This is a genomic window from Paenibacillus sp. ALE3 (assembly GCF_054113405.1).
In genome coordinates this window covers 3,189,477-3,202,045 of record NZ_CM134214.1, presented here as the reverse complement: position 1 = coordinate 3,202,045, position 12,569 = coordinate 3,189,477, and the positions used below count along the sequence as shown (strand labels likewise).

The following is a 12,569-nucleotide window of genomic DNA, read 5'->3' as shown; positions in this document are numbered from 1 at the left end:
TACTAAAAGAAGAAGAGAGGAAATCGCGTTCTAAAATAAAGCCTTTTTTATAAAATATATCGTATTTAAGTTTTTTTATTTAGAATTTATTAATTAAAACACTTAAATACGATTTAATTTTACTTTTTAAGTTACTCCAATCTATGTTTTATAATTATTTAAAAAGATTGAAAAATGCATTGACGAACCGTAGAATGGCGTGCTATATTTTATTTGTAAACGAATTCATTATTGATAAAGGTAAATGTTAATTATACGGTACATGAGAGGGATGATAATCACAGCGGCAATCAACAACGGGTTGTGTACCGCACAGTTAAAGATTAGGCCGAGTAGTATGAAGTTAATTTAACACTTAATGTATGCGGTTTCATTTTAATTTTAGGAGGGGTCGCGTTGACAAAGAAAAAAGGTTTTGCGCTAACAATGGTTGTTCTGTTGTTAATGGTTGCTGCACTGGCAGGCTGTAGTGGAGGAAGTTCCAGTAGCGATGGAAGCAAGGAATTGACTTTCATGTTCCGTGGAGGAACGGATGAGCAGAAGGCTTATAAGGATGTTATCAAAAAATTTGAAGAAGAACATCCTGGTGTGAAGGTTAAAATGGTTGTGACGGCAGCAGATCAATATGCTACAAAGCTTAGAGCTGCAATTACAGGTAATAATCTTCCAGATATCTTTTATTTTGCCCCTGGGGATTTGAAAGCTTATGTTAACAGTGGGGTGTTGAAGGATCTGACACCTTATATTGATAAGAGCAAGGATATAAATCTGGATAACATCTGGAAATACGGTGTGGATTTGTATCGCTATGACGGTAAAATGGCCGGTCAGGGAAATATTTACGGTATGCCGAAGGACTTGGGTCCATTCGCTTTGGGTTATAACAAAACCATGTTTGAAAAAGCAGGTGTTCCATTGCCTGACAAAGACAAACCATATACATGGGATGAGTTCATTAAGGTTAACCAAGAGCTGACCAAAGATACCAACGGTGACGGCAAGCCAGATCAATACGGAACAGGCTTTAACGTTCAGTGGGCATTGCAAGCCTTTGTATGGAGTAATGGTGCTGATTGGCTGGATGAGAGCAAAACCAAAGTAACAATTGATGATCCGAAATTTGCGGAAGCGCTTCAGTTCTTTGCTGATATGCAAAACAAATATAAAATTACACCTGGTATTGAACAATCACAAACATTGGACACATATCAACGCTGGATGAAGGGCGAAATGGCTTTCTTCCCAGTAGGTCCTTGGGATATGAGTACATTTGAAAAACTGCCATTCGAATATGATTTGTTGCCTTTCCCAACTGGATCGACTGGCAAACCGGCAACATGGATTGGTTCTCTGGGTATCGGTGTTTCTTCTAAAACAAAATACCCGGATGAAGCTGTAGAACTGGTTAACTATCTGACTACTTCCAAAGAAGGCATGAAGCAGCTCGTAGATGCCAAGGTACAAATTCCGAACCTGCTGGATATGGCTGATGAATGGGCCAAAGACACGAAAACAAAGCCTAACAACAAACAGGAATTTATTGATATCGTAAATGACTATGGACGCTCATTACCAGGTAACTATACGTATAACGCAGAATGGTACGATATTTTCTTCACAGATATTCAACCTGTGCTGGATGGCAAAATTACGGCAGCAGATTATGTGAAACAAGAACAACCGAAGATGCAGAAACTGCTGGATAAAGCGGTGGAGCAAGAGAAAAAATCACAGAAATAATGCGTAAATAGAGGAAAAAAGGATGATGTTAGTGGCTGAATATCATGCTGCTAACATCATCTTCATTCCAAATCAGAAACAGAGGTGAGCCCTGTGATAACCAAATCTAATCTCTACCGCAAAGAGAAGATATATGGATACTTATTTATTCTTCCGCCTATTCTCGGTCTGCTAATCTTTACGTTGTTCCCGTTTGTCTATTCGTTATACGGCTCTTTTACAGATTGGGACGGATTAGGACAAATGAACTTTATTGGGTTCGACAATTTTAAGGATTTATTTAGCGATGAACTCTTTTACAAATCGATGTACAATACTCTTTTCTTAATGTTGGGTATTCCAATCGGTCTTGTACTAGCTTTACTGCTGGCACTGGGGTTGAATCGCAAGATTCCAGGTACGACGACATTTCGTGTGATTTATTATATTCCGGTCATTTCTTCGTTGGCTGCTGTTTCTATTATGTGGAACTGGGCTTACAACGGAGATTATGGTTTGGTGAACCAATTCCTTGAACTGTTCGGTATTAAAGGACCTAACTGGCTGATGGATAAGGATACAGTCAAACCGGCCTTGATTCTCATGACTGTATGGAAAGGTCTCGGATATACAATGTTGCTGTATCTGGCTGCACTGCAAAGTGTATCTCGCTCTTATTATGAAGCAGCAGAGCTGGACGGGGCTAGCGGATTCCAAATGTTCCGCAATATTACATGGCCAATGGTGAAACCAGTAACCTTCTTCCTGGTCGTTACCAACATTATTGGTGGTTCGCAAATCTTTACTGAAATGAACATTATGACACCTACAGGGGGTCCGGAATATTCATCCGCCTCAATTGTCTTCTATATTTGGGATAAGGCATTTAAAAACCTGCAAATGGGATATGCCTCCGCGATGGCTATGATTCTCGGCATCTTCATTTTTATCGTAACTTTGATTCAATTTAAAATGAATGAAAAATCATCCTTTGATGGGGATTGATTTTCGCGGAAAGGAGTGAGGCTGATTATGTCCCATAGTCAAAAAACGAAAGTTACCAATATCATTATCTTTATTGTACTGGCGATTGGAGCGATTGCGATGATCGCGCCGTTGCTTTGGATGTTGTCCACTTCGGTAAAAGAAAAGCAGGATGTCTTTGCACTTCCACCAGTATGGATACCAGAGGTGTTTCAGTTCGGTAAGTACAAGGAAATTTGGGAAGCAGGTCCTCTGTTAAGCGGGATCAAGAACAGCGTGATTGTGGCTGTAAGTGTCACGGTTGTGGGTACCTTCACATCTAGTGTGGCCGCTTTTGCATTCGCAAAGCTGAGATTCCCTCATAAAAATAAACTGTTTTTGGCACTCATCGCATCCATGATGATTCCTTACCCAACAGTTATGATTCCACAGTTTATGATGTTCTCCAAACTTGGCTGGATAGATACGCTGTTGCCTCTGATCGTTCCCGGCTTGTTCGGTAATGTAGTTATGATCTTTTTCCTGCGGCAGTATTTGCTCAGTGTACCAGATGCTATTATCGAAGCTGCTAAAATTGACGGAAGCTCTTATTTCCGACTTTATTCGTCGATTACGTTCCCACTCATTAAGCCGGCAGTTGCTGCACAGCTGATCTTATGGTTTATGGGGATTTGGAACGATTACTTGGCACCGATTATTTACTTGAACTCACCAGAAACGCAGACATTGCAGCTGGTTATCGCGAATTTTAATGCGACTTACGCCATTCAGACAGACTATCCGCTTATTATGGCAGCTTCCATTATAGCCTTGTTACCTGTGTTGATTATATTCCTAATCTTCCAGAAACAAATTATTGAGTCGGTTGCCATTTCAGGTGTCAAGGGTTAATTGACACTCGCACTTGGACGATTTGGATGAATGATGGAACGCAGTCACCATATGTATTGAGCAAAGGAAGGAGGAGAATAACAGTTATGGTTATGCTGCTAATGCTGGGCCTATCCGGCTGTGGGGATAACACTCCGGACCCTGTATATCCGCAGGCTCCGCCTCCTGATCACTTGTATGATCAAAGCACGGTAGACGATGAACAGCGCTGGACTATTAACAATGCTCATGACCCAGCAATTATCAAAACAGATCAGGGATATTATGTCTATTCGACGGATGTAAAGACAGGTGGGGAACTGAGGCCGGGTGTCATGGTGCGCAAATCGACCGACCTGATTCACTGGAACTGGGTTCAATATGCTTTACCCGGCATTCCAAAGGAAGCGGGGGCATGGTCATCAGCAACGAATCTGTGGGCCCCGGACGTCATAAAGATGGGTGATACCTATCGAATGTATTATTCTGCCTCTACATTTGGCAGCACACGATCAGCCATTGGGTTACAGACATCCCATTCCCCAGAAGGTCCTTGGAAGGATGAGGGACTGGTTGTTAAAACGGATGAGCATGACAAGCTGAATGCAATTGATGCTAATCCGGTATTGGATGCTGATGGAAATCCATGGATGGTGTACGGATCTTTTTTCGGCGGGATTTATATTACACCGCTTGATCCGCAGACTGGAAAGCTCAAAGAATCTGGTTATGGTAAAAATATCGCTGCCAGAGATCGGGCAACCGAGGACGGAGCTGTGGAAGGTCCGTACATTGTGTACAATCCTGTGTTTCGTAAATACTACTTGTTCGTCTCGTATGATTCTTTGTTCGAGGACTACAATGTTCGCGTAGCCCGCTCGGATTCCATCACAGGCCCGTACGTAGATATGAATGGACATGATATGACAGATACCAGTTATTTGCCTCAATATGAGATTGGGACCAAGGTACTGGGCGGTTATCGTTTCAGTGAAGGAGAAGGCTGGGTTGCGCCAGGTCATAATTCCGTGCTGAAGGACGGAGACGATTACTATATTGTTCATCATGCGCGGGGAGAAACGGATAAGAGCTGGCCTTACTTGCATGTGCGCAAAATATTGTGGACGGCTGATGGCTGGCCTATCGTATCGCCGGAGCGGTATGCGGGCGAAAAGGAGCAGGATATACCCAAAAGATTATTATCCGGCAACTGGGAGCGCATCGTGATCAGGCAAGAAGTAGACGGTCAGGTGGAAGCTGAACCGCTTCGTTTGGAAGATGGAGGGCGAGCAACCAGTGGTTCTCTGGAAGGTCACTGGAGTTTTGATGGTAGACGTACGCTAACAATGAATTGGAGCAATGCGTCCGAAGGGTCAAAGGAGGAATTGCTATTGCTTCCTTCATGGGACTGGGAGCTTGGTCGCCATACTCTAATTTTCACGGGTATGAATGAAAATGGAATTTCCATCTGGGGAAAACGTATCAGCGATTAATCCTATGAACTACATATTACACATAGAGGAGAGAAAAACCATGAATCAAACTGTATCCTTTAATAATCCGGTCATTGAGCAACGTGCAGACCCTTGGATTTACAAGCATAGTGATGGGTACTATTATTTTACCGGATCTGTGCCAGAGTATGACCGCATTGAGGTTCGGCGGGCACGTACTATTCAAGGCTTGAATACAGCAGAGCCAGTGGCAGTGTGGCATAAATATGAAACAGGTCCGTTAAGCGCGAACATTTGGGCACCGGAAATTCATTATATTAACGACAAATGGTACATTTATTTTGCAGCAGCTCGTACCACAGAAACGAAGGAAGGTCTGTTCGACCATCGGATGTTCGTGCTGGAAAATGATTCAGCTAATCCTCTGGAAGGCGAGTGGGTGGAAAAGGGACAGATCAAAACTCGCTGGGAGACGTTTGCTCTCGATGCGACAACCTTCCAGCATAATGGCGTTTTATATTATGTATGGGCTCAGAAAGACCCGGACATCGTAGGCAACTCCAATCTGTATATTTCAGAAATGAGCAATCCGTGGACGCTGCGCGGTGAGCAGGTTATGATCTCTACACCAGAATATGACTGGGAAGTCATCGGTTTTAAGGTGAATGAAGGTGCAGCGGTTCTGAAACGGAACGGCCGAATTTTTATCAGCTATTCAGCTAGTGCTACGGACCACAATTATTGCATGGGCCTGCTAACGGCAGACGAGAATGCAAACTTACTTGACCCGAAATCGTGGGCAAAGTCTCCTGCGCCGGTATTCTGCACGAATGAGGAGACAGGTCAATTCGGACCTGGTCACAACAGTTTTACTGTTGCTGAGGATGGTAGTGACGTTATCGTATATCACGCTCGCAATTACAAGGAAATTACAGGTGACCCGCTGTATGATCCGAATCGTCATACACGTGTTCAGCCGTTGAACTGGAATGAGGATGGAACACCTAATTTTGGTATTCCAGTGCCAGATGGCGTTTCCGTTAATAACTAAGCAGAATATATGCTAGACGATTGACGTGTCACACAGCGACGCTATAACTTTATAAAACATCGCAGGAAAATGATTTTGCTGCGTCTAACAATAGCAATGAGATATCTTCGGCCTTAGGCTGGAAGGTATCTTTTTGCTTTTGGGAGGGAGAGACGTCTCGAAAACTATGGGAACTTTAAATCAGGTTATGTGAAGCCTAGAACATGTCAAGCGATTAATTGATACAAATGTTTAATATTTTCCACGAGATGGAAGCTACAAATGTATGGTAAAGTGTAGGGTATACAAGATATTTTCCAAAGTCTCCTGTGCTTACCGAATCCGAATCACACGAGGTGAGAAAAATGTTACAATCGTTAAAAGCCATTGCTAATTACAGGAAAGAAAGTGATCTGGCTTGGGATACACCGACTTGGCTAAAGCTGCTTGTTTCGGCTGAGGAGCGTATTGTAAATTTGGAGCGCATTCGATCCATAGGTGAGTTAAAGGATGCCAATCCTGTACTGGATTATGTGGAGCGCACGTTGCTTATTTTGGACGGACTTCCATTGTCATTCTGGGTTAAAGAGCTACTGGAGGATGTATTGGTATGGTCTGAGACAGCCAAAGGAGGCACAGTCCGCGAACGGCTACGCTGGCAGCATGAGGGCATTAATTTATTTGTACATAATATTGGCTCCTCCCAACTGTATGTCAGACAGGCTCAAGCAGAGTCCCCTGCCTACCCGCGCAACAGCATGACCCGAATTTTGATTGAGACGCATGGATTGATCGGACAGTATATACGGGGAGAAATACCCTTTGCAGAAAATCGACTGCTGCTCGAAATCACTCGTAAGGGCTGGCTGAGCTCGGAGGAATTGGAGCTTGTGTTACGAGCACTGAACGAATGCATTATCGCCGGTGTAGATCCTGCATTATGGGAACAAGTACGCGGTGAAGTGGAGCAGCTAATCGGCTGGATTGCCTGGGATAACGCACCTGTAGTCTGGAGTGTAAAGGAACGACTGGAGAGATTGCGGTCGGTTTCGATTCATGAAGGTGAGCCGTTTGAGCAGGCTTACGCCGAGCTGGAGCGGGAGCTGAATGTAGAGAAGGCGCTGGCTCCGCTGGAGAATCGTACACTTTGGTATGTAGAATCAGCTTTGCAGGATTTTTCACTTCAAGAACTGGTTAAGGTATTTTTACTCACATTGAGGGATGGCACAGGGCAGGAACAGCCTGCAACGGTACGGCATATCAGTTTTGAATCACTTATGAATACGATGTATTATGACTATCGTGGTGTTAAGAAAATTAACGTATACAAAAAACGAATGATAGAAAAATATTTAAGCGCACTGTCTTGGCAGGATATCACAAAAGGAAAACGGAAGCATAATCCTCATTTGAGTGTAATCGTGGAGCATAAGGAGGAGCTGCCAAGTACCGTGTTTTTTAATTTTGTATTTTCATCAGCTGCTGAAAAATTGATCGACTTTTGTATTGAGGCAGAAAAGACGCCTCTGTATGACAAAGCAGTCCTGCTGCTGTTTGATCTGTTCGGATTACGGCGTGATGCTTATGATCGCTTTCACAATGAGGAGACGTACCTTACAGATATGAACCAGACCGCAGATTTCAAAAGGGTCATTCTGGATTACGTGACTGGAACCCGTATACTGGATATCGGACCCGGCGGGGGCGTACTGCTGGACCTGATCGAGCAGGAAAGACCAGACTCCAAGCCGTTGGGTCTTGATATTTCTGTGAATGTGATTGAGGCTCTTAAACGCAAAAAGCAATTGGAGCACCGTCGTTGGGATGTCATCAAAGGTGATGCGCTTCGACTGGAAGAATTTGTGGAAACGGAGAGCATGGACACGGTTATTTTCTCTTCGATTCTTCACGAGCTGTATTCCTACATCGAACGAGATGGAAAAAGGTTCAATTCACAAACAGTGGAGGCTGCTTTGCAAAGCGCCTATCGTGTACTTGCACCCGGCGGACGCATTATCATTCGTGACGGTATTATGACCGAACCAGTAGAGCAGCGCAGACGCATTCGATTTTTGGAGCCGGACGGAATGGAATGGCTGATGCGGTATGCGCAGGATTTTGCGGGTCGCCCCATTGAAATAGAGCGTATAGGTGAGCATGAGGCTGTTTTGCCGGTAAATGATGCAATGGAATTTCTATATACCTATACATGGGGAGCGGAAGCCTATGTGCATGAAGTGCAGGAGCAGTTTGGTTATTTTACTCCGTCACAGTATGAAGAATGTATTCGTAACACACTTGGTTCACAAGCGATTATCCGGGTGAGTCGCCACTATTTGCAGGAGGGTTATGCCGAAGCGCTGTCCAGTCGTGTTGAGTTCATGGATGAGCAGGGACAGCCGGTTCCTTTGCCAGACAGTACCTGTCTGATCGTGATTGAGAAGCCAAATCCTAGGGATGAAGCAACTGAATGATTTTTAATTTGAACAAGAGAATGCCTTCTGAGGTGTGCCAAACGCACTGGGAAGGCATTTTTTTGAAAAACGAATGGAGGTGCGTTCATGTCCAAGCAGGTAGTGATATCCGAATATAATCCGCAGTGGGTAGCAGAGTATACACGAGAACGAGCAAAAATGATAGAGGCCCTCGGAGACGTATGTGTCGGCGTAGAGCATATTGGCAGTACATCCGTTCCTGGTTTGGGAGCCAAGGCTATTATCGACATTATGGTTGGAGTAGAAGATTTGGCGATTATTCAATCCGAACAGCGAGAGCGTTTACTAGGTATTGAATATGAATATGTACATAAGCCGGATTTTCCAGAGCGAGCTTTCTTTCGCCGTGGAGAATGGGGAGCTGGGACCCATCATTTGCATATTTACAAGTATAAAGGAGAACATTGGGAAAACCATTTATTGTTCAGAGATTACTTGAAAGCGCATCCTGAGAGCCTGCGAGCGTATGAGACTTTAAAAAAAGATTTGGCGCATCAATTCAAACATGACCGCGCAGCGTATACCGAAGCCAAGGGACCTTTCATTCGGCAGATCGTTGAGCAAGCGAAGCTTGAAAGACAAAAGCAGAGACAAATGGAATTTTAGTACGCATGGACAAGGTGGAGGTATGATGAAGAATATGATGCTTGATGCACAGGTAACGCCGAATGGTTTAAAAGAGAGAATGATGCTGCTGTCAGCGCTGGATATTATATTGTCTCCAGAAGATTGGTTACGCACGTATCGTATGCAGTCTGAATGGTCTGGTGATGTGTGTCTGGGTGAGGTGAACAACGGCGCTGGAGATACGATTCATATGCTATGGACATGTGGAGGTGTGTTGTTGAAGGGTTTTGACCACGAATCCCCTGTAAGTCCTCATGCAAGAGACGAATATGAGGTCTGGCCGGGCATGTACGACGGTGTGCCTGATGATATGATGGAGCTTTTGGAAGATGAAGCGCTAGAGAAAGAGGACGTTACCTTTTGTATGTGGAGGGAAGCGGGAGATAAGGAGTGGCGTATGGGCAACGCGAACTTTCCTGAGGGATATGACGATGGCTCATCCTTTTTGCTGGGGAAAATTATAGTTACACCGGAGGAATATCAGGATTGGGCTGAAAGTTACTATGAGCTGCCGATTTCTCTAGGGGTGGTAAGCCAGATTTTCAACGGCGTTCCGATCACTGCCCAGATGATCTCTACGCTTTATCCACAGCGTAACGTTACGGAAGTAGTAAAGGAGCTAAAACAGCTTGGCATTCAGGTGCATGAAAGCTAAGAATGCAGATTTGTTTTTTTTTGACAAGTTTTGTATATAATAAAGGAGAAATGGCTGGGTTAATCACCTCGAATTAAAGGAGCTGTGTTGAAGATGTCCAAACGTTTGATTCCTTACATCACGCTGGATGGAAATGCACGAGAAGCAATCGAATTTTATGAAGAGGCATTGGATGCCCAACTGCTTTTTATTCAAACCTTTGGGGAAATGCCGGAAAATCCCGATTTTCCCATTCCCGCAGAGGTCAAGGAACGTGTGGGACATGCTACGCTTAAAGTAGGTGAGACAGAGCTCATGTTTTCTGATACCTTTCCCGGCTCACCGTTTAGCAGCGGGAATCAAGTGAGTATCTGTATTACAACCGATAGTGTGGAGCAAGCTAAAAAAATGTTTGATGCTTTACAGCAAGGAGGACAGGTGGGAATGCCTTTGCAGGAAACCCATTTTAGTCCAGCTTATGGGAATGTAACAGACAAGTTTGGTGTCACCTTTCAAATGTTCACAGAAGCTCGATCGTAGTAAATAGAAAACGGCCTGATCCGCTACTATAGCGATCTGGCCGTTTTTTTGCGTGCATGTCCTTCGTCTGAAAAATAAATATACATACATAAAGGTATGGGGAGTGTTTGGATCTCTTTTTTTATGTATCGCTCAATTCCTAAAATAATCATTTTGTTATTGTTGAAATGGAAATAAAAATATATTATATTATGTTGTTAATGCACCAACGGGTGGGAGGACAGTCCATGAACAAAGAAGAACAGGTCATAATGGGTTTCAGGGACTTATATAACAAGATGGTTTGGCTCAATAAGGATAAGATGGAAGACAGTCTTAAGGGTTATAAGTCTTCTGAAGTACATTGCATGGAATATATTAAAAAAAATGTAGATTCCAACGTGACAACACTTGCGGAGTCCCTTTATATGACTAGCGGTGCCATAAGTAAAATAACTAAGAAGCTCATAAAAAAAGGCCTTATCGAAAGCTACCAGAAGCCGGATAACAAAAAAGAAATCTATTTTAGGCTTACTGAGCAAGGGAAAGTAATCTATAAAATCCATGAGGAACTGCACAAAGAGTTTCAAGAGCGGGATAAAGCCGTATTTGAGCAGGTAACTGATGAGCAATTTGACAGTATGCTTAGCTTCATAGATAAGTATAGCAGGCATTTGGATGCAGAAATAAAGAAAAAGGGTAACGATATTAAGTCGAAATAAAATTTGAATAATGAAAATCAAACCATAGGCAGCCGGGCTCTATTGAGAACGGACTGCTTTTTTTATTGTTTTTTTGTTTCCTAGGAAGGAAAAATATGATACGATAATTTTGTTTCCTGGGAAGAAAAATTACAACTTTTGAGGGGAGAATTGAAGTGTTCAAATTTAGATCACATAATGAACAGACCACAGAACAAACCGTAGATAAACACGCTTTAATATTCGGCCTTATCTCTGTGTTTCTTTGCGGAGTAGGCTTCAGTATCATAACACCTGTCGTCCCATTCTTAGTGCAGCCTTATACAAGCAGTCCGGAAGAACAAGCCATAGTTGTTACGCTGCTGACCTCTGTTTATGCATTTTGCGTGTTTTTTGCGGCTCCCATACTTGGAGCTTTGAGTGACAAATATGGTCGTCGTCCATTGCTCTTAATATGCCTTTTGGGTTCCGTAATCGGGTACTTAGTTTTTGGTATAGGAGGAGCTGTATGGGTACTATTTGCTGGGCGCATCATGGAAGGTATAACAGGTGGGAGCATAAGCTCGATCTTCGCATATTTTGCAGACATCATTCCTCCAGAACAGAGAACTAAATACTTTGGATGGGTGAGTGCGGTTGTAGGTGTCGGCACGGTCATTGGCCCAACCCTAGGCGGATTACTTGCCAAGTTTGGTTATTCTGTACCCATGTATTTTGGAGCAATAATCACTTTATTGAATGTTGTTTATGGATTCTTTTTTATGCCGGAGAGCCTTGACAAGAAACATAGACTGAAAGAGATCACCTTTGTAAAACTGAATCCATATACACAGCTTGCAAACGTACTTTCCATGAAAAACTTGAAAAGGCTACTTTTCTCAGCGTTCTTACTCTGGATACCCAACGGATCTTTACAGGCAGTTTTTTCACAATTTACAATGGATACCTTCGGTTGGAAGCCTGCATTAATCGGACTTATGTTTTCGATTATGGGATTCCAAGATATCATTTCACAAGGTTTCATCATGCCAAAGCTCTTGATAAAACTTAGTGATAAACAGATAGCAATTCTGGGAATGGTCTCGGAGATTATAGGCTATGGTCTTATTGCGCTATCTGCTTTGTTCTCATTCTATCCACTTATTATCGCTGGAATGTTTATATTTGGTTTTGGCGATTCGATCTTTGGACCTTCATTTAATGGGATGCTCTCCAAGTCTGTCAATTCTAGTGAACAAGGAAGGATTCAAGGAGGTAGTCAATCTATTCAGGCTTTAGCAAGAATGATTGGACCTATCATTGGAGGTCAAATCTATGTATCATTTGGTCATGCCGCACCCGCTTTTATGGGTATGATTCTTATAGCGGTGGCCATACCAGTTTTATATAAGAGAACGCATGCGAATATGTAAACTACCGCTCGAAGCTTTCCGGAACCACCTGCATAGCAGGTAGTTTTAAGAAAATAATAGGGTTTCAGAACTTAGGAATAAGTTCTGAAACCCTATTTGTTTACAGTCTGAGCCATCCGCATGT

General features: G+C 43.1%; 11 protein-coding genes. All 11 read left to right on the top strand.

Going from position 1 to position 12,569, the window contains the following annotated elements; translation table 11 throughout:
* The first annotated feature begins 396 nt into the window (after positions 1 to 396).
* The 11 genes from ACXHJ2_RS13880 (at position 397) to ACXHJ2_RS13830 (ending at position 12,445) form a co-directional block, all read left to right on the top strand.
* Positions 397 to 1,740 (top strand): ABC transporter substrate-binding protein, encoded by a 1,344-nt coding sequence (locus ACXHJ2_RS13880; RefSeq protein ID WP_013370547.1) that lies wholly within the window; start codon positions 397 to 399, stop codon positions 1,738 to 1,740.
* A 93-nt stretch (positions 1,741 to 1,833) separates the two neighbouring features.
* Positions 1,834 to 2,724 (top strand): carbohydrate ABC transporter permease, encoded by an 891-nt coding sequence (locus ACXHJ2_RS13875; protein WP_013370548.1) that lies wholly within the window; start codon positions 1,834 to 1,836, stop codon positions 2,722 to 2,724.
* 27 nt (positions 2,725 to 2,751) lie between these two features.
* Positions 2,752 to 3,594: a carbohydrate ABC transporter permease gene (locus ACXHJ2_RS13870; RefSeq protein ID WP_013370549.1), complete on the top strand. Its 843-nt coding sequence runs from the start codon at positions 2,752 to 2,754 to the stop codon at positions 3,592 to 3,594.
* Positions 3,595 to 3,680: 86 nt separating this feature from the next.
* Positions 3,681 to 5,066, top strand: coding sequence for an arabinan endo-1,5-alpha-L-arabinosidase (locus ACXHJ2_RS13865; RefSeq protein ID WP_165080127.1), 1,386 nt, complete (start codon positions 3,681 to 3,683; stop codon positions 5,064 to 5,066).
* Between the two features lie 40 nt (positions 5,067 to 5,106).
* Positions 5,107 to 6,078 carry a glycoside hydrolase family 43 protein gene (locus ACXHJ2_RS13860; protein WP_013370551.1) on the top strand — a complete coding sequence of 324 codons (972 nt, stop codon included), beginning with the start codon at positions 5,107 to 5,109 and terminating at the stop codon, positions 6,076 to 6,078.
* A gap of 344 nt (positions 6,079 to 6,422) precedes the next feature.
* Entirely contained in the window at positions 6,423 to 8,531 is a 2,109-nt protein-coding gene (locus ACXHJ2_RS13855) for a class I SAM-dependent methyltransferase (RefSeq protein WP_025676900.1), read from the top strand.
* An 87-nt stretch (positions 8,532 to 8,618) separates the two neighbouring features.
* A complete protein-coding gene (locus ACXHJ2_RS13850) occupies positions 8,619 to 9,158 on the top strand; it encodes a GrpB family protein (protein ID WP_165080125.1) in 540 nt (179 codons plus the stop codon).
* 22 nt (positions 9,159 to 9,180) lie between these two features.
* Positions 9,181 to 9,834 carry a hypothetical protein gene (locus ACXHJ2_RS13845; RefSeq protein ID WP_238791008.1) on the top strand — a complete coding sequence of 218 codons (654 nt, stop codon included), beginning with the start codon at positions 9,181 to 9,183 and terminating at the stop codon, positions 9,832 to 9,834.
* Positions 9,835 to 9,927: 93 nt separating this feature from the next.
* Positions 9,928 to 10,353 (top strand): VOC family protein, encoded by a 426-nt coding sequence (locus ACXHJ2_RS13840; protein WP_013370555.1) that lies wholly within the window; start codon positions 9,928 to 9,930, stop codon positions 10,351 to 10,353.
* Between the two features lie 227 nt (positions 10,354 to 10,580).
* Positions 10,581 to 11,054, top strand: coding sequence for a MarR family transcriptional regulator (locus tag ACXHJ2_RS13835; protein WP_165080123.1), 474 nt, complete (start codon positions 10,581 to 10,583; stop codon positions 11,052 to 11,054).
* Between the two features lie 155 nt (positions 11,055 to 11,209).
* Positions 11,210 to 12,445, top strand: coding sequence for an MFS transporter (locus ACXHJ2_RS13830; protein WP_165080121.1), 1,236 nt, complete (start codon positions 11,210 to 11,212; stop codon positions 12,443 to 12,445).
* Positions 12,446 to 12,569 lie beyond the last annotated feature (124 nt).

Bases quoted from the DNA above. Each gene is read 5' to 3' on its own strand.
- ACXHJ2_RS13870 (WP_013370549.1), top strand. From the start codon at position 2,752: ATGTCCCATAGTCAAAAAACGAAAGTTACCAATATCATTATCTTTATT.
- ACXHJ2_RS13865 (WP_165080127.1), top strand. From the start codon at position 3,681: ATGGTTATGCTGCTAATGCTGGGCCTATCCGGCTGTGGGGATAACACT.
- ACXHJ2_RS13860 (WP_013370551.1), top strand. From the start codon at position 5,107: ATGAATCAAACTGTATCCTTTAATAATCCGGTCATTGAGCAACGTGCA.
- ACXHJ2_RS13855 (WP_025676900.1), top strand. From the start codon at position 6,423: ATGTTACAATCGTTAAAAGCCATTGCTAATTACAGGAAAGAAAGTGAT.
- ACXHJ2_RS13850 (WP_165080125.1), top strand. From the start codon at position 8,619: ATGTCCAAGCAGGTAGTGATATCCGAATATAATCCGCAGTGGGTAGCA.
- ACXHJ2_RS13845 (WP_238791008.1), top strand. From the start codon at position 9,181: ATGATGAAGAATATGATGCTTGATGCACAGGTAACGCCGAATGGTTTA.
- ACXHJ2_RS13840 (WP_013370555.1), top strand. From the start codon at position 9,928: ATGTCCAAACGTTTGATTCCTTACATCACGCTGGATGGAAATGCACGA.
- ACXHJ2_RS13835 (WP_165080123.1), top strand. From the start codon at position 10,581: ATGAACAAAGAAGAACAGGTCATAATGGGTTTCAGGGACTTATATAAC.